This is a genomic window from Bradyrhizobium sp. 142 (assembly GCF_023074015.1).
In the GTDB taxonomy this organism is placed as follows: Bacteria; Pseudomonadota; Alphaproteobacteria; order Rhizobiales; family Xanthobacteraceae; genus Bradyrhizobium.
This window is the reverse complement of record NZ_JADPKQ010000110.1, coordinates 34,993-61,184: the sequence shown is the minus strand read 5'-3', so window position 1 is coordinate 61,184 and position 26,192 is coordinate 34,993. Positions and strand designations below refer to the sequence as shown.

23 protein-coding genes and 1 pseudogene are annotated in these 26,192 nt (G+C 62.8%); 10 read left to right on the top strand and 14 right to left on the bottom strand.

Going from position 1 to position 26,192, the window contains the following annotated elements; genetic code table 11:
- Window positions 1-149: 149 nt before the first annotated feature.
- The 9 genes from IVA82_RS11035 to IVA82_RS10995 form a co-directional block, all read right to left on the bottom strand.
- Window positions 150-350, bottom strand: a complete 201-nt coding sequence (locus tag IVA82_RS11035) for a hypothetical protein (protein ID WP_247391360.1) — start codon at window positions 348-350, stop codon at window positions 150-152.
- A gap of 536 nt (window positions 351-886) precedes the next feature.
- Window positions 887-2,029 (bottom strand): alpha-hydroxy acid oxidase, encoded by a 1,143-nt coding sequence (locus IVA82_RS11030; RefSeq protein WP_247391358.1) that lies wholly within the window; start codon window positions 2,027-2,029, stop codon window positions 887-889.
- Window positions 2,029-2,904: an IclR family transcriptional regulator gene (locus tag IVA82_RS11025; RefSeq protein ID WP_247391356.1), complete on the bottom strand. Its 876-nt coding sequence runs from the start codon at window positions 2,902-2,904 to the stop codon at window positions 2,029-2,031. The genes IVA82_RS11030 and IVA82_RS11025 overlap by 1 nt, the downstream gene beginning before the upstream one ends.
- 15 nt (window positions 2,905-2,919) lie before the next feature.
- Window positions 2,920-3,825: a 4-hydroxy-tetrahydrodipicolinate synthase gene (dapA, locus tag IVA82_RS11020; protein ID WP_247391354.1), complete on the bottom strand. Its 906-nt coding sequence runs from the start codon at window positions 3,823-3,825 to the stop codon at window positions 2,920-2,922.
- A 31-nt stretch (window positions 3,826-3,856) separates the two neighbouring features.
- Complete coding sequence (locus IVA82_RS11015) at window positions 3,857-5,620, bottom strand: ABC transporter permease subunit (protein ID WP_247391352.1); 1,764 nt, start codon at window positions 5,618-5,620, stop codon at window positions 3,857-3,859.
- A gap of 4 nt (window positions 5,621-5,624) precedes the next feature.
- Window positions 5,625-6,722, bottom strand: coding sequence for an ABC transporter ATP-binding protein (locus tag IVA82_RS11010; protein WP_247391496.1), 1,098 nt, complete (start codon window positions 6,720-6,722; stop codon window positions 5,625-5,627).
- Window positions 6,723-6,748: 26 nt separating this feature from the next.
- The gene (locus tag IVA82_RS11005; protein WP_247391350.1) at window positions 6,749-7,828 is read right to left on the bottom strand and encodes an ABC transporter substrate-binding protein; all 1,080 of its coding nucleotides are present in this window, start codon (window positions 7,826-7,828) and stop codon (window positions 6,749-6,751) included.
- 13 nt (window positions 7,829-7,841) lie between these two features.
- Window positions 7,842-9,311: an FAD-binding oxidoreductase gene (locus IVA82_RS11000; RefSeq protein WP_247391348.1), complete on the bottom strand. Its 1,470-nt coding sequence runs from the start codon at window positions 9,309-9,311 to the stop codon at window positions 7,842-7,844.
- Between the two features lie 697 nt (window positions 9,312-10,008).
- The gene (locus tag IVA82_RS10995; RefSeq protein WP_247391346.1) at window positions 10,009-10,158 is read right to left on the bottom strand and encodes a hypothetical protein; all 150 of its coding nucleotides are present in this window, start codon (window positions 10,156-10,158) and stop codon (window positions 10,009-10,011) included.
- Here IVA82_RS10995 and IVA82_RS10990 point away from each other — a divergent pair.
- The 10 genes and pseudogenes from IVA82_RS10990 to IVA82_RS48935 all read left to right on the top strand — a co-directional run bounded on the left by IVA82_RS10990 (window position 10,157) and on the right by IVA82_RS48935 (window position 21,163).
- A complete protein-coding gene (locus IVA82_RS10990) occupies window positions 10,157-10,387 on the top strand; it encodes a hypothetical protein (RefSeq protein WP_247391344.1) in 231 nt (76 codons plus the stop codon). The genes IVA82_RS10995 and IVA82_RS10990 overlap by 2 nt on opposite strands.
- An 18-nt stretch (window positions 10,388-10,405) precedes the next feature.
- Window positions 10,406-10,807: pseudogene (locus IVA82_RS10985) on the top strand (amidohydrolase family protein); the annotation flags it as partial.
- The gene (locus tag IVA82_RS10980; protein WP_247391340.1) at window positions 10,804-11,547 is read left to right on the top strand and encodes an enoyl-CoA hydratase-related protein; all 744 of its coding nucleotides are present in this window, start codon (window positions 10,804-10,806) and stop codon (window positions 11,545-11,547) included. The pseudogene IVA82_RS10985 and the gene IVA82_RS10980, both read left to right, overlap by 4 nt.
- Window positions 11,548-12,140: 593 nt before the next feature.
- The gene (locus tag IVA82_RS10975) at window positions 12,141-13,418 is read left to right on the top strand and encodes a lipase family protein (protein WP_346658822.1); all 1,278 of its coding nucleotides are present in this window, start codon (window positions 12,141-12,143) and stop codon (window positions 13,416-13,418) included.
- Window positions 13,419-14,337: 919 nt separating this feature from the next.
- The gene (locus tag IVA82_RS10970) at window positions 14,338-15,162 is read left to right on the top strand and encodes a metallophosphoesterase (RefSeq protein ID WP_247391338.1); all 825 of its coding nucleotides are present in this window, start codon (window positions 14,338-14,340) and stop codon (window positions 15,160-15,162) included.
- A gap of 6 nt (window positions 15,163-15,168) precedes the next feature.
- The gene (locus IVA82_RS10965) at window positions 15,169-16,335 is read left to right on the top strand and encodes an ABC transporter ATP-binding protein (RefSeq protein WP_247391336.1); all 1,167 of its coding nucleotides are present in this window, start codon (window positions 15,169-15,171) and stop codon (window positions 16,333-16,335) included.
- The gene (locus tag IVA82_RS10960) at window positions 16,332-17,261 is read left to right on the top strand and encodes a sugar ABC transporter permease (protein ID WP_247391334.1); all 930 of its coding nucleotides are present in this window, start codon (window positions 16,332-16,334) and stop codon (window positions 17,259-17,261) included. The genes IVA82_RS10965 and IVA82_RS10960 overlap by 4 nt, the downstream gene beginning before the upstream one ends.
- Before the next feature lie 50 nt (window positions 17,262-17,311).
- The gene (locus IVA82_RS10955) at window positions 17,312-18,136 is read left to right on the top strand and encodes a carbohydrate ABC transporter permease (RefSeq protein WP_247493302.1); all 825 of its coding nucleotides are present in this window, start codon (window positions 17,312-17,314) and stop codon (window positions 18,134-18,136) included.
- Window positions 18,137-18,165: 29 nt separating this feature from the next.
- Window positions 18,166-19,470 carry an ABC transporter substrate-binding protein gene (locus IVA82_RS10950; RefSeq protein ID WP_247391332.1) on the top strand — a complete coding sequence of 435 codons (1,305 nt, stop codon included), beginning with the start codon at window positions 18,166-18,168 and terminating at the stop codon, window positions 19,468-19,470.
- 70 nt (window positions 19,471-19,540) lie between these two features.
- Window positions 19,541-21,163, top strand: a complete 1,623-nt coding sequence (locus tag IVA82_RS48935) for an inositol monophosphatase family protein (RefSeq protein ID WP_247391330.1) — start codon at window positions 19,541-19,543, stop codon at window positions 21,161-21,163.
- A 65-nt stretch (window positions 21,164-21,228) separates the two neighbouring features.
- Here IVA82_RS48935 and IVA82_RS10940 read toward each other — a convergent pair whose 3' ends face one another.
- From IVA82_RS10940 to IVA82_RS10920, 5 genes are all read right to left on the bottom strand, one after another.
- Window positions 21,229-21,618 carry an NUDIX hydrolase gene (locus IVA82_RS10940; RefSeq protein WP_247391492.1) on the bottom strand — a complete coding sequence of 130 codons (390 nt, stop codon included), beginning with the start codon at window positions 21,616-21,618 and terminating at the stop codon, window positions 21,229-21,231.
- A gap of 65 nt (window positions 21,619-21,683) precedes the next feature.
- On the bottom strand, window positions 21,684-22,703 hold the full coding sequence (locus IVA82_RS10935; protein WP_247391328.1) for an alcohol dehydrogenase catalytic domain-containing protein: 1,020 nt from the start codon (window positions 22,701-22,703) through the stop codon (window positions 21,684-21,686).
- Window positions 22,704-22,852: 149 nt separating this feature from the next.
- Window positions 22,853-23,800, bottom strand: coding sequence for a sugar-binding transcriptional regulator (locus tag IVA82_RS10930; protein ID WP_247391326.1), 948 nt, complete (start codon window positions 23,798-23,800; stop codon window positions 22,853-22,855).
- 97 nt (window positions 23,801-23,897) lie between these two features.
- Window positions 23,898-25,427: an alkaline phosphatase D family protein gene (locus IVA82_RS10925; protein ID WP_247391324.1), complete on the bottom strand. Its 1,530-nt coding sequence runs from the start codon at window positions 25,425-25,427 to the stop codon at window positions 23,898-23,900.
- Window positions 25,424-26,185 carry a glycerophosphodiester phosphodiesterase family protein gene (locus tag IVA82_RS10920; protein WP_247391322.1) on the bottom strand — a complete coding sequence of 254 codons (762 nt, stop codon included), beginning with the start codon at window positions 26,183-26,185 and terminating at the stop codon, window positions 25,424-25,426. The genes IVA82_RS10925 and IVA82_RS10920 overlap by 4 nt, the downstream gene beginning before the upstream one ends.
- Window positions 26,186-26,192 lie beyond the last annotated feature (7 nt).

Below are 26,192 nucleotides of genomic sequence, written 5' to 3'. Positions count from 1 at the left end.
GGTGTTCTTCATAGTCAACTGCGGCTGCCCAGCAGAAGTCATAATGAGCGCTCAACAACTTCGTTGCGACAACAGCCGCAGAACGCAGATGATTTGCAACAACGTTTTGGTCGAGAACACTCCATCGAAGAGCGTCATGATGCCGCCTTCTAGCGCTGGTGACCGAGCCCGATTCCAAGCTTGAGCGCCTTTTGGCGGAGTGAGCCTTCGGAGCGCTTTGTGAGCTTCGCAATTTTTGCAACCGGAGTCTTCGCTTTCGAATGAGCACGCAGCTCCTTCACGTCAGCCTTTGTGTATTCGCGACGCACAGGTTTCCTCTTCGTAGCCGTCTTCTTTGCCTTCTTCGCCACTTTTTTCTCCTCGATTCGAGAGTGGGCGTACTAGCACAGCCGCATTGAGGCGCAACTCTCCATCAGTTGACTCCACAGGCTGGTCCGATGCGTGAACTCGCCCGTGATGTCAGTGTTTTGCCGGCGATTTGATGCCGGAGAGATTCGGTCCCTGCCCGAGGTTCAGGCACGCATTGATGCACTGCTGGCTGTCCAGCTCCCGCCTGATGCGCTCAGCCGTGATCGGAGAAATCGACCCGCGCCGCATCTCGCCCGGCAGCTAGTACTCGGAATCGAGAGTTCGTGAGGAGGACCGCGTCATGCTAACCGACTCTAACGATTCGGGATTTCGCATCGTTGTTGACTCACTCATCTTGGATACCGGGTACTAGTCTAGTCGATAGCAGGACCGGCAATTCGAGGCAATCAACCCTGGAGCCAACCTCGTCGACGCTCTGGCGCGAAAGGCTATTCTCGCCGATGGCCTGCGCCTCGACTACCCCAACATCACCGGCTATTCGCTCGGCTGCTATCCGCTCCAACCGCCGCGCACTAGACTAGAGCGAACAGGTCCGCAAGCCGGAGATAGTGTCCGTTCCTAGGAAAGCCATAGCGGTGTCCATTTCCCTGAGGATCATGCGCAGGACGGCTTCCGCGCCCACTTCTCCCCCCGCGGCAAGACCCCAAAGCGGCAAGCGACCGAGAAGAACGGCGTCAGCGCCCAAGGCAAGGTATTTCAAGGCGTCCGTGCCGCGCCTCACCCCGCTGTCGGCCAGAATCGTGAGGCGTCCCTTTACCGCGTCAACAATCATCGGAACGCACTCTGCCGGGGCTGGCAGGCAGTCGAGATTCCGTCCGCCGTGGGCAGAGACCACGATTGCATCGGCGCCGATCTCGGTTGCGATTTCGGCATCCATCGGAGCCAGGATCCCCTTAATGATAAGCTTCCCGGCCCAGATATCGCGCAACCAGCGCATATCGTCCCAGTTCAGGCGATGCTCCAGCCGGACGGCGTCTGCGATGCTCGTCCGGGCGATCGTCGTGCGGAATTCATCCGGATAGTGGCCGTAGGTCGGCATGCCCTCGCTCGCGAGATAGCGCATGAGCACGCCCGCAAGCCAGCGCGGATGCAGCGCGACGTCCATCAGGCTCCGCAACGTCGGCACAAAAGGAATGCCGAAGCCGTTGCGGCTGTTGTATTCCCGATTCGGCGCCACGGGTGTATCGACGGTGACGATCAGAGTTTCGCAGCCGCTGGCGCGGGCGCGCTCCAGAAGTCGCGCGGTCAGGACACGATCACGCCAGACATAGAGCTGAAACCAGAGCATGGCATCCGGCGCACCGCGCCGGATGGCGTCGACGGTCGTCACCGACTGCGTCGAGATGCACACTGGAATTCCGACGCACGAGGCCGCACGCGCAAGCTTCGTTTCGCCATCATGCGCGACGAGACCGGCCAAGGCCGTCGGTGCCACGACCAGGGGCGCCCCGAGGCGCTGTCCCAGCAGGGTTGTTTCGAGTGATCGCTTGTCGTGGCCAGTCAGCACCGAGGGCATCAACGTGATGCCATCGAGCGAAGCGCGCAGGCGCCTAAGCGCCGTCTCGTCTTCCGTGCCGCGATCGATGTATTCGAACAGGCCACGCGGCAAGATTTTGCGCGCACGACCGCGATAGTCATCGGCGTTGAGCAGCTTCTGCATCAGGCGGCGTAGCGGTTGATTTTTGATTTCGAGATCGATGTCGCGGCGACGTGGACATGCTGCACGAGCTCGGCCTCGGCACGCTCCTTCGTCCAGCGCGTCGTAGGCACCGAGATGTTGACCGCCGCGACAGGTCGTCCGTGCTCGTCGATGATCGGCGCGGACACAGAAATATCGCCCATCACGCTTTCGTTCACGACGACCGCATAGCCACGCGTGGCGGCGAGGCGAACGCGCTCCAGAAGCTTGTCCGGATCTGTCGTCGTGAACGGCGTGAGCGGCTCGAGCGGGGTTCGCTTGAGAAGATCCAGGCGGTCCTGTTCCGGCATTGCCGACAGGATAGACGTACCTGAAGACGTAAAATAGGCCGGCAGCCGGCTACCAATCACGAAATCGATGTTGATGAGATGTCGGCCCGGGAACCGCGCGACGAAGACGACCTCGTGGCCGTCGAGCTCATGCAGATTGGTCGTCTCGCCGAGGGAGCGGCTGATGTCGAGCAGATAGGGCGAGGCCTTGTCGATGAGATCGTTGGCCTTGAGATAGCTGTGCGAGAACTGAAGTACCTTGGAGGTCAGGCCGTAATTGCGTGTATCCTCGATGCGCCTGAGATAGCCGAGCGTTTCGAGCGTGTAGACTAGGCGCTGGGTGGCACTGCGATCGAGATTGGCGGCGCGCGCGATGTCGGCAAGTGTCAAATAGCGCCGCGGACCGTCGAAGACGTGCAAGACTTGAAACGCTTTCTCCGTCGAGCCGACGAAGAGGGATGAGCGCGCCGGCCCCGCGCCCCTAGTTGCGCGCTTCTCCGCACCAGCCTTCGGTGGGCTCTTGATCTTTCCGGCCTTCTTTGTGCCGTCCTCGCCGCTATTTGCCATGTTGCCGTCCTCTCGTCACCCAACGCTTTCCGAGATCGCCAACTGCTTACCGAGCTCGGCGCGGAATGCCGCGACCAGCGCGGACGCGGGCTGGACCAGCGGCGCCAGCATGCGCGGCGCATCGACGCCGATCATGTCCATCACCGCCTTCATCGGTCCCGGGTTGGTCTCGGCGAATGCCATGTTCATGAACGGAATCAGGCGGCGGTGCAGGCTGAGCGCTTCTGCGGTGCGGCCCGCGATCGCCGTCTCGAAAATCTGCCGCCACGCGCGCGGCAAGAGGCAAGCAGTCACGATGATGCCGCCCTTGGCGCCCGCCGCGAGGTGAAGCGGAAACAGGCTATCCTCGCCGCTCAAGACCGCAAAGCTGTCGTCGACACCGGCCACAACCTGCATGAAATGGTACATGTCCAGGTTGCAGGCCTTCATTCCGATGATGTTGGGATGCCTGGAGAGCTCATGCAGGATTTTTGGCTCGATCGCAATCCGGGTGCGGTAGGGGATCTCGTAAATCAGGAGAGGCACCGGCGACGCATCGGCATAGCGCAGGAAATAGTCGCGGATGCCGGCCTGAGTCGGATTGGTATAATATGGCGTAAGGACCAGGAGGCCGTCCACGCCGTCGGCGGCAAATTCCTTGCCGGCCTGCAAGGCGTCGTGAAAACCGGTGTCCAGCACCCCGGCGATAACGGGCCCCCTGCCCGCCATGGCCTTTACCGACAACCCCGCCATCCGGTTGCGCTCGACCCGCGATAGCGCGCCATACTCGCCGGTGCCGCCGAGCGGCACCACACCGTCAATGCCCTGCTTGAGGAGCCAGGTGAACAGCGCCGACACCGCATCGGCGTCGATGGTGTCGTCGGCCCTCACAGGCGTCGGAATGGCGGGAAAGAGGCCGCGAAGGCGATTTGCAGTCAGCATGGCGAGAACCTCTCGTTAGGAACGTGGGCGGCTATCTTGCGGCGGCGCGCCGACGCAAGCGCTCGGCAACGAAAATCAGAAGCCCCATGAAGATGAACAGGCAGGTGGAGACGGCAGCTATGACGGGCGAGACCTGAAGCGTCACCTCGTCCCAGAATTGCTTTGGCAGCGTGGCGTTGAGACCGCCGGTCGCAAACAGCGCGATCGTCAGCTCGTCGAATGAAGTTGCAAACGCGAACAGGAACGAGGAGAACATTCCGGCTGCGAGAATCGGAAAGGTGACGTAGCGCAGCGTTGCGATCGGCCTCGCGCCGAGACTTTGCGCGGCGTGGTCCAGCCGCGTGTCGTAGCTGCGCAGCACGGCCATCATGGTGATCACGACATAGGGCACCGCCACGACGGTGTGTCCGAGAACGAGGCCGGTGGCCGTTCCGACGAGGCCCATGCGCGCAAAGACATAAAACAGACCGACCGCGATGATCATGCGCGGCACCACGATCGGCGACAGGATGAAAGCGAGCCAGGCGGCCTTGCCCGGGATCTCGCTACGTACCAACAGGAATGCAGCCGGCGTCCCGATCAGCATGGCGAGCAGCCCGGTGCCGAGACCGACCATCAGCGAACGCAACATCGCCTGGGTCCACAGCGGCGACTGAAGCACGGTCTCGTACCAATGCAGCGTAAAGCCCTGGGGCGGCCAGTTGAGGCCGCCGCTGCCGAACGACAGCGGGATCATCAGGATCGTCGGCGCGCTGATGACGATGAGCATGGTCCAGACGAACGCCTGCAATCCGAAGCCAGCCTGGTCGGGACCGCGCTCGCGGCGGTGAGAGGGCAACAGCAGGATGATGCGGTCGGAGATCGTCCCGAGCATCGTGAGAAGCGCGTCGCCGGCTGTCTTCGCCGGGCCTGACAGGCGCGAGGGCGTCGCACGGCGCGCTGTGGCTGCGCCGGTCATCGTCGAGAGGCCGAGCAGCCGGTCATAAGCCGCGAAGACGACCAGCACGACAAGCAACAGCAGCACCGAGATCGCGCCGGCAAAACCCCAGTTCATGGTTTGAAGGACCTGATCGATGATGAGCTGCGTGATCATGGTCTCACGCCGACCGCCGAGCAGCGCCGGCACGATGAAGAATCCGATCGCTGTGACGAACACCATGATCCCCGCCGCGGTGACACCGGGCAGCGACAGCGGAAAGTAGATCTTCCAGAACGCCATGCCGGGCCGCGCGCCGAGCGTCGCAGCCGCGCGCGGCAGGTTGCGGTCGATGTTTTCCATCACCGACAGCATGGTCAGCACGGCGAGTGGAAGCAGCGCATTGACCATGCCGACGAGGACACTGCCGAAATTATAAAGCAGGCTCGCGGGGCTCGAGATAATGCCGAACGACAGTAACAGCTTGTTGATGACGCCGTTGCGCCCGAGCAGCACGATCCAGGCAAAGGCGCGCACCAGAAAGCTGGTCCAGAACGACAGCAGCACCCAGAACAGCAGCGTCGCCTTGCGCTCCTTTCCGACCACCGAGATCAGATAGGCGATGGGATACCCCGTCACGACGCAGACGAGCGTCGTGGCCAGCGAAATCTTCAACGTGATGAGGAGGACGTCGACATAGACGGAGGACGCAAAGAGCTGGCGGTATTGCGCGAATGTAAAGCCATTGTCGTTGTAGAAACTAAGCAGCAGCAGTTGGCCGACCGGATAGACCAGGAACAGGGCGAGCAGCATGACGAGCGGCGCGCCCATCGCGACCCGCGTCCAGATTTGCTTTTGCTGTGCGCGCAGCAATACCATGGCCTCACAGCCCCCCGCCATCGCGGATCGCAACAGCGTCCGCCGGATTCCAGCCGAGCGACAGGCGCTGACCAATCTCGTAAGGCGCCGAGCTCGAGCGGGTCGGATAAGAAGCGACGAGCTGCGGCAGGCTCGCGGTCTCCGGCTCAATGTAGAGCCGCGTCATGCTGCCGCTGATCATCACATCGACCAGCCGGCCCGCGAGCTTGCCGTTTCCGGCAGCACCGTCCTCGACCTGGAGATTCTGAGGCCGGACCATGATCTTGATGGGTTCGCCGGCGGCAAAGCTGCTGCCATTGCCGACGGCGCGCGAACGCGCCTGATCGGTCAGCACGATATCGAGCCCCTGCGCATCGACGTCGCGCACCGTGGCGCTCAGCAGATTGGACTCGCCGAGGAAGTCCGCGACGAACAGCGAGCGCGGACGGAAATAGAGATCCTGCGGCGTGCCGAGCTGCTCGATCGCGCCTGCATTCATTAGGCAGATGCGATCGGACATGGTCATCGCCTCTTCCTGATCATGGGTGACATAGACGATGGTGGTGCGAAGCTCGCGATGGATACGCTTGATCTCGAGCTGCATCTGGTCGCGCAGCTTCTTGTCGAGCGCGCCAAGGGGCTCGTCCATCAGAATGATGGCAGGCCGATAGACGATGCAGCGCGCCAGCGCGATGCGCTGTTGTTGGCCGCCGGACAGCTCGCGCGGATAGCGCTTTGCAACATCCGGCAAGCGCACCGTTTCCAGTGCTTTTGCGGTGCGCCGGCGTGCCTCGGCGTCGGCCACCTTTCGCATCTTCAGTGGGAACGCGATATTGTCCTCGACCGTCATGTGAGGAAACAGCGCATAGTTCTGGAACACGACGCCGATGTCGCGCGCGTAAGCTGGGCTGTGCGTGACATCGGCATCGTCGATGAGGATCTGCCCTTTGTCGGGATGGGTAAGACCTGCGATCAGGCTCAACAGCGTGGTCTTGCCCGATCCGGATGGGCCGAGCAGCGTGAGGAATTCGCCCCTGGCGACGTCGAGATTGGTCGGTGCCAGCGCGACGAAGTCGCCATAATGCTTGCAGAGTCCAGAGGTGCGTAGGCTCGACGACACCATGGCCTGCTCCGATTGTGACACGCGGTTCAAGCCAGGATCCAGCTGTTGAACCGCTCGATGACGGCGGCCTGGTTGTCGTTCCAGTATTTCGCATCGATCTTCAGGCCGGCATTGATGTTGTCCGGATAGGTCGGACAGTTCTTGGCGACCTCCGGCTTGACGTAATTAAAGGCCTCCGGCTGGGTGAGGCCGGCCGGGAAATATTCGACAAGCGCGGCCTGCCGCTTCGGGTCCGACGAGAACTTAATGAACTCGCGGCAGGCGTCGGCATTCGGCGTCCCGGCGAGGATCGACCAGTTATCGCCGCCCCAGATCCCCTGGTTCCAGATGATCTCGACGGGAGCACCGGCCGCCTGCGCGGACTGCGGACGAGACACCCAGGTCGGCAGCAGGTCGATCTCTCCTGAGGTCAGCATCTGCTCGACCTGCGCGCCGCTTGTCCACCATACCGCGACGGAAGGTTTGATCTTGTCGAGCGAAGCAAACGCCTTGTCGAGATCGCAGGGATAGACCTGGTTCGTCGGCACGCTCGCCCCCATCAGCGCTTCCTCGATCGTATCAAACGGATGCTTGCGCACGGCACGACGTCCCGGAAAATCCGTCACGTTCCAGAAATCGACCCACGATTGCGGCGCCTTGCGGCCCTTGAAGGCATCCTTCCGATAGGCGAGCACGGTGGTATAAACATTGGTGCCGACGCCGTAGGGCGACATGAATTCGGCCGGAATCGACTTGATCACCGGCTCGGATTCCAGGCCATGCTTTTCAAGATATTGCTTGCTGCCGGTGGTCAGCAGCAGGATCGCGGGCCAACTGATCTTGGCCATGTCCCAGGTGTAGTTCTTGGTGTCGACCATGGTCTTGATCTGAGCGACCGGCTCCGCATTGGCCTGGACCCCGACCACCTCCACTCCGGTCGCCTCCGTGAATGGCCGGTAGAACACGGCGCCGTAGGCCTTGGTGTAGATGCCGCCGTCGTCGCGTACGACGATGCGCTTGCCCGCGGCGCGCGATGGAGACCAGACGGCGGGTGCGGCCAGCGCGACCGCTCCGGCACTAAGAAGCAGGCGGCGGCGGGAAGTGATGATCTTCGGAAGATGGCTCATGTCAGTCCCCTCTCTATGATCTTGCGATTGACGGCGAAGACGTCGACGCGGCGCCCGCCGCGGATGGCGGCGGCAGAACACGACCGGGATTGAAGAGGCCCAGCGGATCAAACGCCTGCTTCACGGCCCGCATTAATGCGAGTTCGACTGGCGGCTTGTAGCGCTCCATCTCGCCGGTCAGGGTGCGCCCGACGCCGTGCTCGGCGCTGAACGTGCCGCGGAGCGAGCTCGCAACGTCGTTGACGGCGCGGCGGATCCGTGCGCCGACAGCGTCGCGATCCGGCAGCGCATCCCAGGCGTCAAAGCTGAAGAACGGGATGAGATGGATATTGCCGTCGCCCATATGGCCGACGATCACGAACGGCAGATCGGGCACGATGGCGCGCACCGATGCCATCGCGCGCTCGATGAAGGCCGGCACGGCCGACACGGGAACGGCGGTGTCCGACGTCAGTCCGACGCCGGCCTTCTTGTTGGCTTCCGAGACGCTGTGACGCACCAGCCACATGGCTTTGCGCTGCGCCTCGCTCGATGCGACGACGCCATCGCTGATGATCCCGGCCTCGAGCGCGCGCTCGAGCACGGCCTGCATCGTTGCGGCGAGCTCTTGCGCATTGCCGGTGTCGGACAACTCGACCAGGACATGCCAGGTGTCGACGCGCTCGACCGGACAGCGGCGGCCCGGCACCTCCTCGAGGACGATTTGGACCTGCTTGGCGTTCATCAGCTCGAAGGCCGAAAGCCGCGAACTGCAGGCGGCCTGGAACAGGCCGAGCATGTCCAGCGCCTGCTGCGGACTGTCGACGGCGAGCCAGGCCACGGCTTCCGGCTTCGGCAGCGGATGCAACTTCAGCACGGCGCCAGTGATGATGCCGAGCGTGCCCTCGGAGCCGATGAAGAGATGCTTGAGGTCGTAGCCGGTATTGTTCTTGCGCAGCGCCGAGAGGCCGTCCCAGATCGCGCCGTCAGGCAGGACGACCTCGAGGCCGAGCACGTTGTCGCGGGTGTTGCCATAGCGCAGCACCCCGGTGCCGCCGGCATTGGTGGCGATGTTGCCGCCGATCTGGCAGGAGCCCTCGGCACCCAGGCTCACCGGATAAAGCCGGTCTGCCGCGGCAGCAGCCTCCTGGATCGCGGCGAGCACGCAGCCGGCATCAACCTCCATCGTGTTGTTGACGGGATCGATCGACCTGATCCTGCGCATCCGCGTCAGCAGGATAATGACCGGTGGCTTTGAATGCTCGGATGGCGTCGCGCCGCCGCACAGGCTGGTGTTGCCGCCCTGCGGCAGCACTGGCACCCCGTTCTCGACGCAAAGGCGAACGACGGCAGCGACCTGCTCTGTGTTGATGGGAAGAACTGCGCACAACGCCGGGGCGCGATAACGGCCACGCCAATCCTCGGTGAGCCCCGCAAGATCTTCCTCGCGAGTCAGCACTGCCGTGTCACCCAGCAAGCGCTTGAATGCCTCGATCAATGCCATCAACCGGCCTCCAGGGAGAGACTGCCCAGCAGCGTTGTTGCCGCAATTAATCGCAATGCGATTACTTCAATTGCATTATGCTAACTATGAGTCTGGGAGTCCGTCCGAGTCAAGCCGCGCGTCATCTGCAACGCATTCGATGTGGAGAAAGCCGGTCAACCGCCGTAGCAATCTGCCCCGCTTAGTGCCAACCGCTCATCTCCTTGAGAGCGAACGACTGACGAAACATCACCTTCGCCGGTGAAAGTGGATTGGCAGCCCACTAGGACCGCGAGAAAGTCATCGGCATCATATTCCGCGCCGATTGTTCTGCGGCGCGCTCGACCCCGATGAAGCTTCTGACCATCATTAGAGAAACGGCAGCGGATTGGCCGCACGATAGAAGCGGCGCAAGGCCCGATCCTAACAGAAAGGGGGCGACTGACCGATGCTCTCCGAACGCAAAGGTCACACGTTCGAATCGTGTCGGGTGCGACAGTTTCTTTGTTTTACAGAGCGATGTGCGTATCCGAGCCGAAACTCCAGTTCTGTCTCATTCTAGCGAGTAAGCATAAGCAGGTCTGGAAACATCGTAGCCGAGTACAGCTAGTTGCAACTAAGATGCCTTTTGGAACGAGCCTCGATTAGTTCTGGCCGACACGAACGTGGGCCCGACGAACGAGCAATAACTGCTTGACCTGAAGTAAATTGAGCTGGATCAGAGAGTAATCCCTTCAAGCTTTCCGATATTCTCCTCAAAGCCTTTTTTCGATGAGCCGGGCAACGGACCCGGCCTGGCGAACGCATCCACTACGTTGCCCAGGAGCTGCGAGACGTTGTTCTCGAAACCGTTGATGGGCAGCGCCATGCTGGCCGCCATCGCCGGCGCGCCTAAGGTCTTGCGCGGAGTCGCGGTGGCGGACGAATCCATCGGCGACCCGACACTCGAGCGCTGGCGCACGGGCGGCATCGTCGGATTGCGCTTCACCGAAATGCGCACGCCGTCCGGCGAACGCTATCCCGGCAGCGTCGGTTTTGCGGCCCTTCATGCCCTGGCGCCACGCATGCGCGAGACCGGCATGCACGCCCAGCTCTAGGCCAGTGCATCTCAGCTTGCAGAGCATCTGCCAGGATTGCTCAGGCTCGGCGTGCCGCTCGTGATCGACCACATGGGTAACCCGGATGCACGGGAAGGTCCGGACGGGGTGGCCTTTGTTCGGATCGTCGACCTGCTCGCCGACGGCGCATTGTGGATGAAGCTGGTGCTCTGCCGGCTGTCCGCCGGCGGATCGGACTACGCGCGCATCAGGCCGCTTCACGATCGCGTCGTCGAGCGCGCACCGAACCGGCTCGTGTGGGGCTCCGTCTGGCCCTATGTCCGCGTGCAGCCGGCGCCGGATGCCGGACGTCTCGCCGACCTCTTCCAGGAGTGGATCGATGACGGGGCGCTCATTCGGCGCATCCTGGTCGTGAACCCGGCCAGTCTTTACGATTTCAACAAGGAGGAACAAGCATGAGAGGATTAGAGGACATCGAACGCTTCCGCGTCACGGTCGAGGCCCATGTCGCAACCGTCACGATCACCGCCCCGCCGGTGAATGCCCAGGACCGTCGTTTCCGCGAGGAATGCATTCGCGCCTTCGACGTGCTCGGCGCAGACGCCGACGTCCGCGCGATCGTCCTGACCGGCGACGGCAAGGCCTTCTCAGCAGGCGCGGATCTTTCCGAGCGCGCAGCAATCCTGGCCGAACCCGGCGGGTATTCGCGGCACAACCGGCTTGTTCGCGCGTCGTTGGACTGCGTGCTCGAATGTCCGAAGCCGGTGATTGCCGCGGTCAACGGCGCCGCGATCGGCGCGGGCTGCGTCCTTGCGCTCGTGTGCGACATCCTCGTCGTTGCCGAGGAGGCATTCCTGTCCATGACGGAGGTCGACTACGGTCTTGCCGGCGGCGTCCGCCACGTGTTGCGCGCCTTCAGCCCGTCCGATGCGCGACTGATGATCTACACGGCTAAGCGGATCTACGGGCCGGAGCTGCTGCGGATGAACGCTGCATCCCTCTGCGTGCCGGGGGCGAAGTTGCTCGAAGAGGCCACGTCCATCGCACGGACCATAGCCGAAAAGGTGCCGCTCGCAGTGCTTCGCGACGGCTATCGTTACGAGCAGAGTCAGACCGCAGCACTGGCGGAGACTGAGGACACCAAGGAGGCGCTGGCGGCGTTCCGCGAAAAGCGAAAGCCGGTGTTCAACGGCCGGTGAGCTCATGCCGCAAGATGCGAAACGGCTTGAGCTGCTCGACTGGCTCTTCGAACTGACATCGCAACCTGACGAAAGCGGGTGGAGCGGTATGTCTTGCCTGAGTCATTTTACATGAATGGGGGCGCGGTTGTCTCCTATGGGGCACCCAAATACGACGCTTACGGTGAGCAAATCAAGTCGGCTCCGCCGAGGGAGGCTTGCCCAACTATGTCGTCGAAACATGGTTCGCGCACTACGGTCCGGCAGCGATGCCGGACAAAATCGTCGGCAAGATCAACAACCCATTCAATCTTGTGCTGCAGGAGCCCGACGCGGTGGCTCGGTTCGCCAAGGTTGGCCTCGAGCCGCGGGCTCCGAGCCCAGCCAAGCGGCTGCGCTGCTCAAGGCGGAATCGGAAAAGTGGGGAGATGTCATCCGGCGGATCAGGCCGCAGGTGGGATAGGATCCTCGATTGGCTGCTAACGCGCCTTTCGAGTGCGGGAAAATAGACGTAGCTCAGGACGTGCGTAGGGATCAGCGCCGTAGGGAGCAACGTGACGAGTCACAAACGAGTGCAGCCTCGCGAGCTGCACAAAAACGGAGGAACGCAAACGATGAAAGCACTTGCAAGAATGGGCGTTGCGGCACTCGCTCTCTGCGCCTCGCCTTGTCCGGGCACGCTGTACGCCGCAGCGGAATCACTACCTCAGGGGCCGAGCGTTGGTGATCAGGATTTGTCGCCGTTCTACCGCTGGACCGACGCTTTGCCCGAGAAGCCAGGTCTCATGCTACGCCAGGAGGGGCTACCCGATCAGCCTGAGATCGTTGCGGCCGCAACGGCGAGGAGAATCCTGTACACTTCGGTGGATTCAAGATGGCGATCCGGCATTGTTCCGGTAAGCGGCACTCTCTATCTTCCGAAGCAGGCCGCGCCACAGGGCGGATGGCCGCTTGTTGCCTGGGCGCATGGCACGCTCGGCGTCTCGGACAGGTGTGCCCCGTCCTGGAGCAGGCATCGACCGCGGGACGGCGAGTACATCAACGATTGGCTGGAACAAGGGTTCGCCGTCGTTGCGACTGACTACCAAGGTCTCGGCGGGCCCGGCCCGCATCCTTACCTGAACTGGGAAGCAGAAGGACGCTCGGTGCTCGATGCCGCAAGAGCAGCGCTCGACCATTCAAACGGGCAGATCACCAACGCCATCATCATCACGGGTCAGTCGCAAGGCTCCGGCGCCTCGCTCGGCGCAACGCGTCTGGCGCCCTCTTACGCGCCCGACCTCAACATCAAGGCATCGATCGCAACCGGCGTCATTTCCGCGTTTCCCCCGGCAGACAAGAAGCCTTCAAGCGAGCAGAGTTTTGCGCGTTCAGTTCCGCCGCAACTCACCATTCTCATGATGATCGGCGGTGCTCTCGGGGACGACGCGATAAAGCCGGGCGACCTCGTTACTGAGGTAGGGAAGCCACTGCTGCAGGCCGCCCGCGAGGGATGCAACGCGGAGCTTGCACAGGTCGTTCGCAGCAATGGCCTGACCCTGGCAAACAGCCTGAAAGATCCAGTCATCGCGGATCGTCTAAGTGCCGTCATAAATATGAGTCCGGTCCGAATGCCGGTACCGGTCTTTCTCGCGACGGGCCTGGCCGACAAGTCGATCCAACCGCAGCGCCAATATGCCGCAGTTGAAGCCCTCTGCGCTGCCGGGAGCCATGTGGTTTGGAAGACCTATGCCGGCGTGAGCCATAACGGAACGGTGCACGCAGCCTATTCCGACGAACTTGCATTCGTTCAGGCCGCCCTGGCGGGGACTCCGATGCAGTCCAATTGCGCTTCGATTGCCGATCCTGGGCCGGCGGGTGAGCCCTTACCCGGTTTCAAATTCAACGATTGATGAGAGACCCCGAAACCACGCCTTAGGGTGTCCGGCTCAAACGCCTCCACGCTGCCCGAGGCAGATCCATTGGGCAATGGAGGAGAGCCATGCGCTCATTTACACGTGCAATGAAACACATATCGAAATACGCATCCGGAGATGCAGGCAATCATTGGATTGATGGACCTGTCGAGGCGCTGGCCCCTGGCCTACCGGAATCCCGTCAGACGGTGGTCAACGGGCCGGGTGACTCACCTCGGCGATTCGGCACACGCCACGCTCCAGTCGCTCGCCGAAGGCGCCGGCATGGCCATTGAAGACGCCGTCCATCTCGCACACCTGCTCAAGAGCGAGCTCCTATCCATCATAGGCAAATTTGATCTAGCTACAACAATCAAGGTCAAACCACGTCAGCTCACTTCTCCCAAACTGACGTTCGCTGCTTCAGAGGCTCCACACTTTGGGGGCAACACGCCCCTCGGCTCCTCAAGTGTGACATTCAGCTGCAGCAGCCGACGGCGACCAACTGATACGTTGGTAGGCAGCAGGTGCCGTTTCTTCTCCCCGCACGCGAGGGAGAACTCACCACCTTCGGCACCATGCGCAGACCTCCACGAGCAGCTCGATGAGGCAACGTACCCAGGGCACTGGTCTGAGGTAGTCGTGGCATGGCCGAACCTCAGTGAGCCGATCGAAACCGGCCTTCAGACCCCGACTCGAAATTACAATTGTCACCACTGACGATCATATGTATAGTTACCGAAAACATTCAAGCTGCTTAGCGCTGTCGAAGGGAGGGAGCGCCAGAAATCTCGAGTCAAGCAATTGCAAATGACTGTGCCAACCTCGCGTGGCCAGAATCGAGGCGTTCGATTCGAGAGAGAGACCGCTGTGCGCCCAACGCACGGCATGACACGCGACCCAAAGCAGAGGCGTCATGGTCCGAGTTATTCAGATTTCCGATACGCATCTCAGCCCGAGCAAGCAGCACTTCGAGGCGAACTGGGCACCGCTTGCGCGTTGGATCGCGCAGCATAAACCAGATCTCGTCATACATACCGGTGACGTAACGATCGACGGCGCCGATCAGGAAGCCGACGGAGCCTATTGCGCAACCCAACTGGCGTCGCTCGGCGTCCCGGTCTTGGCGGTTCCGGGAAATCACGATGTCGGCGAAGTCGGCAACCCGCACCAGCCGGTGAATGACGAGCGGCTTGATCGCTTTCGCGGCCACTTCGGTGACGACCGCTGGCTACGCGATGTGGAGGGCTGGCGCCTGATCGGGCTCAATTCGATGATCTTCGGCGGCGGACCCGAGGAGGCGCGGCAGACCCAATGGCTCGAGACGGCGATGGCCGATGCTGCGGGGCGTCGCATTGCCTGGTTCACGCACCGGCCGCTCTTCATCGAGTCCCCGACTGAGGCCGACACTGGTTACTGGTCGGTCAAGCCGGAGCCGCGTCGCGCCCTTCTCGATTTGCTGCATCGTTATCGGGTGGAGATCGTGGCCAGCGGACATCTGCATCGCTGGCACGAGATTCGGCTGAACGGCACCCACTACGTCTGGGGGCCGGCGGCCAGCTTTCTGGTCGGTGAGAAATTGGCGCCGCCAATGGGCGGCACCGCGCGGCTCGGAGCAGTGATCTACGACATCGACGGCGAAAGCATCGAAGTGAACATCCGTCCGGTGCCCGGTCTTATCGATTACTGGATCGACGATGTCGTACACGAGGTCTATCCGACGCGCGAAGCTGAGGCTTAATCCGAGATGGCCGGCCTCACATTGCGCGGCATCGGGAAGACTTTCGGCGACACGGCCGTTCTCAATAACATCGATCTCGATATTGCGGACGGAGAGTTTCTGACGCTGGTTGGCCCCTCCGGATGCGGCAAGTCGACGCTCCTGCGCATCATCGCCGGCCTTGAATCGCAGGACAGCGGTTCGGTGTCGATCGGCGGTACTTCGGTCGACCATATGCGGCCTCACGAGCGCAGAATCGCCATGGTGTTCCAGAATTACGCGCTCTATCCCCACATGTCGGTGTTCGACAACATCGCGCTGCCGCTCACCATGACGCGCCTCAACCTGTTCGAACGGCTGCCGCTGATGCGTCATCTGTCCCCTCGCCGCAGGGGCGTCATGGACGAGATCGCGCGTGAGGTGCGCGCCGTCGCGGAGCAGCTGCGCATCGAGACCTTCTTTCATCGCCGTCCTGGACAGCTTTCCGGCGGGCAACGGCAGCGAGTCGCGCTCGGCCGCGCAATGGTGCGTCATCCGCAAGCCTTTCTGATGGATGAGCCATTGTCGAACCTCGACGCCAAGCTTCGTGTGCACATGCGCGGCGAGCTGACCGAGCTGCACTCGCGCCTCGGCGTCACGATGATCTACGTGACACACGACCAGATCGAGGCGATGACGATGTCCGATCGCCTTGCCGTGATGGATCACGGCGAAATACTCCAACTCGGCACACCCGCCGATGTCTATGAACTGCCCGCCACGACCGCGGTCGCGCAGTTCATTGGCAGTCCGGCGATCAATCTATTTCCGGCCCGCGTGGGATCCGACCGCCAGATCGAGCTGCTCGGCCGCACACTGCCGATCGATGTTCGCAACGCGCCAGCTCCCGAATTGACGATCGGTGTGCGTCCGGAGGCAATGCGGATCGGGGGAGGACCGTGCACGATCACGTGCAAGTTCCGGCGCCGCGAAAATCTCGGCTCGGAGAGCATTCTTCACTTCGACCTCGTGGCCTCTCCGGAGGTGGCGGTACTCTGCCGGATCGACAATGATATGCCCATTCCCGAGGGCGAGGTCACGCTCGCCTTCGAGCCGCGGGATTGCCACGTGTTCGACAACAATGGCCGCCGCATCGAGGTGGAAAGCCGCGATGCGGCCGGCCGCGACCTGCGCCGCGCGAGCGAGGTCCGATGAACGCGATCACCCCAGAAATCACCCCGCTCGCCTGCGCGCCGCCGGCCAGCCGCCAGCGATGGATCGAACGGTTCGCGGGGCTAGGCTTTGCAGCACCCGCCCTCATCCTGCTGGTCCTGACGAATTTGGCGCCGCTGGCTGCTCTCGCGTTTCTCAGTTTCACCAATTACGAGCTGGGCGCGCTCGACTTCTCGTTCGTCGGTCTCAAGAACTTCGGCACGGCGCTTCAGGATCCCGTGATCCGGCGCTCGGTTACCAACACCCTGCTCTATGTGGCGATCGTCGTGCCCGGCGGCGTCCTGATCTCGCTGCTGGTGGCAATCCTAATTCATCGGCGCAAGCGCACGCGCGCCCTCTATGAAGTGATCTATTTTCTCCCCGTCACCTCGACGCTCATTGCGATGGCGACGATGTGGCAGTTCATGCTGCACCCCAGCCTCGGGCTCATCAACCAAGCCCTCAAGAGCCTAGGCTTCGCCGAGACGGCATTCCTGAGCGAGCCGCGCCTCGTCATTCCGACGCTCGCCGCGATCGGCATCTGGCAGCTTGTCGGCTTCAACATGGTGCTGTTCCTTGCCGGCCTCTCGGCGATTCCCCGAGACCTCTATGAGGCCGTCGATATCGACGGCGCAAGCCATCCCATCGACCGCTTCCTGAAAGTGACGTGGCCGATGCTTGGTCCGACGACGATGTTCGTGACCGTGACGACCTTCATCACGGCGTTCAAGATCTTCGACACTGTTGCGGTGATGACGCGTGGCGGCCCCGGGGGCGCATCCGAGGTGCTCCTGTATGCCATCTATCTGGAGGGGTTTCAGTACTTTCACATGAGCTATGCGGCGACGCTCACGCTGGTCTTCCTGGCGTTCACCCTGGTGTTCTCGGTGCTGCAAACCTTCATCCTTGATCGACGGGTGCACTATTGATGCGCATATCGGCCACGATCGCCCGTCCGCCTGCGCCGGTTGCGGTCCGGATGCGGCGCCTCGTGTCGCTTGCCCTCGTCCACGCGGTGCTGATCAGCGGCGCAGTCTTCATGCTGCTGCCGTTCGTCTTCATGCTGACGAGCGCGATCAAGCCGCCGGGCGAGATATTTGAGGCGACCTTCCGGCTCTGGCCGCGCCAGTTCTACGGATGGCAGAACTTCGAATCTGCCTTGAACACCGCGCCGCTCCTGCGTTTTCTGTTCAACGGTCTCGTCGTCTGCGGCGGAATCCTCGTCGTCCAGCTGCTGGTCGCCATTCCCTGCGCCTATGCCCTCGCCAAGCTGAGGTTTCCGGGACGGCCGATCTTGTTTTCGCTGGTCCTGCTCGGTCTCTGCATCCCTGTCCAGGCGCCCTCGCTCCCGCTCTACATCGCGTTCGCCGAGCTCGGCATCCTCAACACCTATCTCTCGATGATGATGCCGTTCTTCCTGTCGGTATTCGCGATTTTCCTGTTCCGCCAGTTCTTCAAGTCCTATCCGGACGAGATCATCCAGGCCGCGCGGCTCGACGGTGTCGGTGAGTTCGAAATCGTGTGGCGCATCGTCGTGCCGAGCGCCTGGCCGGCAATCGCGGCGTTTTCGATCTTCTCTGTCGTGGCGCACTGGAACGATCTGTATTGGCCGCTCATCGTCGTCTCCGACACCAAGCTCGCAACGCCGCCACTCGGCATGATGTATTTCGCCGATTCCGAGTTGGGCTCGAATTACGGGGCGCTGGCCGCCGGCGCCACCATTATCACGGCACCGCTGGTCGTCGCGTTCCTGATCGCGCGGCGGCATTTCATCGCCGGCATCACGATGACCGGAATCAAATGACTTCAACCACCGCCAGGAGAGATACCGCCATGCTGCATCGCCGAGACCTCCTGAAGAGCGCCGCGGCCGTCGGGACGACCGCGCTTTCAAGTCCGTTTCTGACACGGTCGGCCCACGCGCAGGACGTGACGCTGGACGTACTCTATGCCTTTCCCGCCTTCGCGAAATTCCATGAACCGATCGCTCAGGAGTTCATGAAGCAGCAATCCGCCATCAAGATCCAGTTCCGGGCGCCGGCGGCGAGCTATGACGAAGGTCATCAGACCATGCTGCGGCAGGCCGTCACCAACCAGCTGCCCGACGTCTATTATTCGGGTTATCACCTGCTCGCCGAGCTCGTGCGCACGCTGGTGAAGCGCAACCAGATCACGGAAGTGGCACCAATGCTGCAGAAGGAGAATGCCGCCTGGCGCAAGGCCAACTATTCCGATGGGATCCTGGCGCTCGGCGCGGTCGACGGCAAGATCTACGGCCTCGCGTTCAATGCCTCGCTGCCGATCATCTATTTCAACGCGCAACTCGTGAAGGAGGCGGGCGGCGATCCGGACAAGATGCCGGACAACTGGACGGATATGATCGCCCTCGCCGCCAACATCAAGAGCAAGGGGTCCGATGTCGCCGGCATAGCCTATAACATCCATGACTGGCCCGACGACTGGCTGTTCCGTTCCCTGATCCTGCAAGGTGGTGGTCAGATGCTCGATGCATCGGAAACCGCGGCCGGTTTCGGCAGCGACGCCGGGCTGAAGGCCCTGGCCCATTGCCGACGGTTCGTGGCCGACGCCAAGATGCCGTTGATTGATTGGGACTCCTCGCGCCAGCAATTCATCGCCGGAAAGATCGGCATTTTCGCCGACACACCGGCTCGGTTGCGCCAGGTCACGGACCTGATCGGCGACAAGTTCACCTTGCGCACCTGCACCTTCCCGATCGACGACAAGCAAAAGGGTGGACTCCCGACCGGCGGCAACGCGGCAATCATCACGGCGAAAGATCCGGCGAAGCAGCAGGCCGCCTGGGAATTCCTGAAGTTCGTGAGTGGTCCGGAAGCGCAGAAGATCGTAGTCGAAACCACGGGCTATATGCCGACCAATTTGCGTGCCTCGGGGCCCGAATTCCTGGCTCCGTTTTACGACAAGAACCCGAACTTCCGCACCGTGTCGAAGCAGATCGAGCGCGCGAAGCCGTGGCAGGGCTATCCGGGCGGACAGTCCGTGAAGATCTGGCGTACCCAACGCGAGATCATCCATTCCGTCATGCGCGGCGAGACGCCCATCGAGGCCGGGCTCGACCGCATGGTCAAGGAAAGCAATGCCTTGATGAAGAGTTCGTAGGCAGCGGGCAATCGATTGCGGCAAGCGGCCGGACGCAAGCCACAACTTTTCTCCTCGGAGGCGGAATTCTGTGTTCATCATTGCCCAGCTCAGCGATCTGCACATCCGACCGCCCGGCAAGTTCGCTTACGGCCATGTCGATACTAACGCGATGTTTCAGAGCGCGATCGACGCCGTGCTGAGGCTCGACCCACGGCCCGATTGCGTCGTAGTCAGCGGTGACCTGACGGATGGCGGGCTCGACGAAGAATACGAGATCGTCGCCGCCGGCCTGGCCAGGCTGCCGATGCCGGTGTTCGTCATTCCCGGCAACCACGACCGGCGCGAGCAGCTCATATCGTCGCTCCGCCCGCGCCACCGCTACCTCCCGCCCGACGGGTTCATCAACTTTGTCGTGGACGATTTTCCGCTGCGGCTGATTTTCCTCGACAGCGTCGAGGCTGGAAAGATCCACGGAACCTTCTGTCCGGCACGGCAACAATGGCTGCGCGACGTGCTCGCGGCCGGACGCGGCAAACCGACACTTATCGTCATTCATCATCCGCCGTTCTTCGTCGGAGCCGACGGGATGGACGATCTGCGCCTCCTCGAAGCCGACGCGCTCGACGCAATCATCAAAGACCATCCGGAAATCGAACGCGTGCTGTGCGGTCACTATCACCGCTCGATTACGGTGCGCTATGCGGGGACAGTGGGCTATGTGGCGCCCAGCACGGCGCACCAGGTCGCGCTCGACCTGCGGTCTGGCAGCACCAATCGCTTCATCAAGGAGCCGCCGGGTTTTGCGTTGCACGTTTGGCGGCCGGATATGGGCATCAGCAGCCATCTTGTTCCGATCGGAGTGTATGGTCGCCCGTTCGACATCGCAGCACCCGATCGGAACTCTCCGGGGATCGAGCAGCGCAAGAGCCTTCCGACGCTGCTAGCGCGCGCAGAGGCCGTCGTTAGCGAGGCGGCGGCCAAGCTGGTGGCGATGCAGTCCACGCCGCTGCGCACCGAGCGCAAGGACCATCTCGACATCGTCACCGAGGCGGATCTCGCCTCCGAGGCGATCATCGTCGCGGGTCTGAAGGCGCTGACGCCGGATGCCGGCATCCTGGCCGAGGAGAGCGGCGCGAGCCCAGGGGACAACGCTGCGCGCTGGATCATCGATCCGCTCGACGGGACAATCAACTACGCGCGGGGACTGCCGTGGTTTTCCGTGACGGTCGCTTACGAGGTTGGCGGCGAGACGAAACTCGGCCTGATCAACTCTCCCAAGATCGGACTGACGGCGCGCTATCTGGCGGGAGAAGGCGCGACGATCGATAGCGTGCCGGCATGCGTCTCGACGACGCGTTCGTTGTCGGATGCGGTCGTTTCGGTGATTCTAACCTCTCACTTCTCGCCCGAGGAAGTCCGACGGACGTCGCGCGTGATTGAACTGCTCGGCAGAGTGGCCCGCGGCGTGCGTATCGTCGTCTCCGGCGCCCTCGAGACGACGATGGTCGCCTCGGGTCGGCTGGACGGCTTTGTTTCACTGAAAGCGGACATCGTCTCGCACGCGGCCGGGATCCCGATGGTGTGGGCCGGCGGCGGCCAGGTCACGACGCTGGCGGGACGTCCGTGCCGCAACGACGATCTCGACAAGATCGCCTCCAACGGATTGATCCACGAGGAACTGCTCGCTCTCCTGCGCCAGGCGCTACAATGACGAGCAGTTCCAGACCCGCATGACGGACGAACCTTCACCCGAAGGAACCGTTTGGCGCAAGCCACCTAGCGGCGGCCTCGCCTCGGAAACAGCTTGTCGCGGATGTAGCGCGAGGTCGGCGTCAGTCTGGCGCCGCGCGGCTTGCGCCAGACCGCTTTATCGATCTCATTCTTGTCGCCAACCTTCAGGCGCCCCGACGCCTTCTTGGCCAGGAAGATCGCATCACTCATTCGCCGGCCGGTTCGGCTCTTCCTCGCTTTTACTTCCTTCCATAGTTTCAACGGCCCGAGCTTCAGCTTGGGAAGCTCCTCTTTGATCTCGCGACGAAGGCAGCTCCTGTCGCTCTCGCCTGCCCGCCTTCGGCCGCCGGGAAACATCCAGAGCCCGTCGCGCCTGCGCCGCACCAGGAGAACGCGACCTTTTCTTGCGACGACCAACTTCGACGATTTCGCCATCACGTCACGACAGGTCCTGCTTCTGTGCCTATCCCACTGCACCAGGCTCTTGGATAGCGCTCAATCTACGGGCAGATGATCGCCTTGATGATGCCATCGCGCCGCGCGACCTGCTGCTCGAACGCGGCGGGCGTCTGCTCGAGCGAGAACCGATGCGTGGCCAGCGGCGCCAGCTTGATCTGCCCGGCATGCGCAAGCGCGATGGCTCGCGGATAGACTTCCGGCATGCGGCGTGAAAACTTGATCGACAGGCCCTTCCGGCGCGACTCCGCGCCGCTGAGGATGTACTGGTTGTTCTCGGGGATGCCGACAAGAACGACCCGGCCACCGATACGGGCGCAACGCGCCGCATGCTCGAAGCCATGCGAGGAGTCGGTCGCCTCGATCACCAGATCGACGCCGCGACCTTCGGTGGCATCTCCGACCTCGGCGTAGCTGCGGCACGCCACATCCGCCCCGAGGTCGCAGGCCAGCGCGGTGCGCTGCTCGACGGGGTCGATCGCGATGATCTTTCCGCTGCCTGCGAATCGCGCCAGTTGCACCAGCAACAATCCCACCGGCCCGCAGCCGAGCACCGCCACGGTTTCCAGTAGCCGCGGACACGCCAGATCCATGGCATGGATTGCGACGCCGAGCGTCTCCAGGATCGCCGCGCCGGCCGGGTCGATGCTGTCCGGCATCAAATGCACGGCGGATCTGGGCACGCAGACGAATTCGGCCATGGCGCCGTTGTGAGGGGCGTAACCGAGGAACTTGACATTGGGGCAGAGATTGGTGTGCCCGCGGTGACACCACTCACAATGGCCGCAGGGAATGGAGGGATCGACCGCCACCAGCGCGTCGGCCGAGAGCCCCGCTTTGCGCGCCGAGTCCGGCGTGAGCACGCCCGAGAATTCATGCCCCAGAACGAATGGCCTGACGTGCGTCGGGCCGGTTGTTCCGCCCTCGAGATAAGAATGCAGGTCGCTGCCGCAGACGCCGACAGCTTTGACTCGGATGATGAGCTCGTCCTCCGCGAACGGCCTCGGCTCGGGGATATCGAGGACGCGGATATCACGAATGTCCTGGAGCACCGCAGCGCGCATGTCGACGCCATCCTTCTGAGCATTTGTCTCTTCATATTACATATGTAACTCCGGGATAACAAATGCTTTTACACGCCATTCGGCGCGGATGCGGGCTATCGCGCCCCGGTGTCGAAGGCGCGGCTCCCCTCTTGGGCGCGAAAATGCAGCTATTTCTGCTTGTCGATCAATTTCAGCGCGGCGACGGCGGCGTTCTCGTCGGTCACCAGCACCTTGCCGATCCGGCCGCGCAGCACCGCGGCGATGATCGGCGCCTTGTTGAGCCCCCCGGCGATCAGCATCGACGTCGGCACACGCGCCAGCTTCTCGAGCGGCAGCGCAATGGCACGGCTGTTGATGCCATGATCGATAGGCCGGCCGGTCTTGTCGAGAAATTGCGCCAGCACGTCGCCGACGGCGCCTGCCGCCCGCAGCTGCTCGGCACGCACGTCCGGCGGCAGCCCATGGCGCATCAGGAGCGAGCGCGGCGTCAGATCTCCCATGCTCAACAGCGCAAGATCGATCCGATCAACGCTGTTCAGCACCTCCTGATAGACCTCTTGAGCCAAAAAGGTGTCGCGCGAGCGCCGGCTGCTGACGAAGATCGGGGCGGCCAGATAGCTGCACTGGGCGTGCAGCCGGTGCGCGAGCTCACCCGCAATTTCGAAGGTGTTGAGCTCGAGTCCGCGCGACAGGCCTCCCATCATGGAGACGATGGACAGTTCGGGATAGTCCGCCGATGTGACGTAACGGATGGTCTCGCGCAAGGTCGCGCCCCAGCCGATGCCGATGATGCGCGGGCGCTTCTGCTCGAGGAATTTCGATAGATACGCTCCCGCCGCCATCCCGATCAGGCTGCCGACCTGGTCGGGATTCTGCGGGCTCGGGATGACGACGGCATCCTCGAGGCCGCATTCTCGGCGCAGGCGATGCTCCAGCTCCGTGCAGCTCGCAAAGGCGGAGTTGAGGCGTATGTTGACGATGCCGGTCCGGCGGGCCTCCGACAGCATGCGGTTGACGCGGGCGCGGGTCAGCCCGAGCCGCTCGCCGATGTCGGCCTGGGTCAGGTTCTCCATGTAGTAGAGCCAGGCGACCCGCAGGATGGTTTGATCAGTCACGGCGCAGCCCCCCGCAGCGGCCCCAAAGCACAGTCAGACGTCGGGGCATTTGAGGCGATCTTTCGTTGGCCGTCAAATCTGTGCCGCGCGGATCTCGTCAAGCGGCCTTTGCGCCCGGCACACCATCCTCGACCACAAAGCTCGTCAGCCGGCGCACGGCGCTTCCTGCGTCCTTGACGTCGTCGACCACCTCGAATCCCACAGTGCAATGCCGGGCGTCGAGTTCGACGGTCGCATAGCCGCGCTTGTCGCCACGCGCATAGACCAGATGCGGGTTTTCCGCCAGCGCCTTGCGCACGCTGGCTTCGCTCGGCCCGTCTGAGGTGATCGACGTGCCGACGAACTCGGTCGCAATGGTCGGTCCGTCCGGCCGAGCGAAATCGTGCTTTAAATCGGCCGTAAAGAAGGCGTGACGATCACCGCCGATCACGATCGGATTGCGCCGGCGATGCGCCACGAGCGAATCGAGGAGTCGGCGGCGTGCATTGGGATAGCCGTCCCAGCCGTCCATCCAGAAATGCGTGCCATCGTCCCCTTCCCGCTTGTCCTGTGCCATCAACGTCTGCTGCGCGACGACTGTCCAACGGCCGTGGCAGTCGCGCAGGCGCGCACCTAGCCATTGCTCCTGTTCCTGGCCCAGCATTGTCCGCGCTCCATCCGTCCGGCCTGCACAGTCCGTCACCCAGGTCGGGCGCCGGCTTCCAACACACGCCGATGCCGAGCGATATTGCCGGTCGTCGAGCAGCAGCACGTCGAGCATCTCGCCGAAGCGATAGTGCGCATAGATCGTGGCATCCGCGCCGCGTGGTCGCGCCGAGGGTGGGAGCGGCATGTGCTCGTAATAGGCCTGATAGGCCGCCGCGCGGATCTTCAGGAACTGACCGGGGTCGCGCACAGTGTAGGAGCGATCATTGGCATAGTCGTCCATCACCTCGTGGTCGTCCCAGACCGTAAGCCAGGGTAGGACAGCGTGCGCCGTTTGCAGGTCGGGATCGCTCTTGTAGAGCGCGTAGCGGTTGCGGAATTCCTCGAGCGTCGTCGGAATTCCGACGCCGTGCTGGCGGACGTGGTGCGATCCCCAAGATTTCTCATAGATGTAGTCGCCGAGATGCACGACGAGGTCGAGATCGCGTGCGGCCATGTCGCGGTAGGCGGTAAAGTAGCCCTGCTCGTATTGCTGGCAGGATGCGAAAGCAAAACGGAAACGCCTCGCCGACCCGGCGGGCGCGGTTCGGGTGCGTCCGACCGGGCTGAGCGCCGAACCGGCGCGGAAGCGGTACCAGTAGACCCGATCCGGTCGCAGCCCCGTCGCCTCGGCATGCACGGAATGCGCAAGTTCTGCCGTCGCCCGAACGACGCCGCGGGAGACGATGCGCGAGAAGGCCTCGTCGTCCGCAATCTGCCATTCGACCTCCACTGGCGCGTCCCGCATGCCGCCGCCCTCGAGCGGCTGCGGCGCAAGGCGGGTCCACAGAATGACGCGGTCCTCCCGCGGGCACCCGGAGGCTACACCGAGCGTGAAGGGATCTGCGCTGAATGAGACCGGCGCTCCCCGCACGAACCCGACAGGCGCAGCCAAGGCGGCGCTCGCCAGCGATCCCACGAGAAAGCGACGGCGGGGAATCATGGGCGCGCCGGCATCGTTTCGAGCCTGCGACGAATGCTCACGGCGAGATCCGGCCGATCGGTCGTGATCTGCCGCACCGGCTGAGCGAGCCAGTAAGCGATATCCTCCGGCTCATTGGTCACCCACGCGCCGAGACGCTCGGAGCCGAGCACCTTGAGGGCGAGCGGCAAGGCGAGCCCCAGGAGCGATTTTTCGACCGCGACGATACAGCCGGGGATGACGCTTAACTGCGTCAACGCAGGCTCAATTCCGCCCATCATCTCTGCCGAACGACGATCGAGCGAAACGAGCACACGCGCCTCCGGCCACAGCCGGCGCACGGTCTCGATCACCGCGGGCACGAAGCAGGTGATGACGGCACGCCGTTCCAGGCCCCGGCGCTTGATCTGGTCGATCAGCCGCGCCTCGAGGCCCGAATAGGGATTGCCAAGCGCGTCCGTCTTGATCTCGAGATGCAGCTCGAGCTTGGTTTCGCTGAGCACATCGAGCACTTCCTCTAAGGCCGGAATGCACTCATCGCCGGCATCGCGAAGACGCGTAGCCGTCAAGCGTCGCAGGCTGCGCGCGCCCACCGGCCCGCTCTCGAATGTGGTGCGATCGAGCAGCGGATCATGGATCACGACAAGCCCGCCGTCCGTGCTCTGATGGACGTCGAACTCGACTGCGTCGACCCCTTCCCTGCAAAGGTTGCAGAAGCCCGTCAGGCTGTTCTCCGGCCAAAGATTGCGTCCGCCGCGATGCCCGGCGATAAAAACCATGATCAGT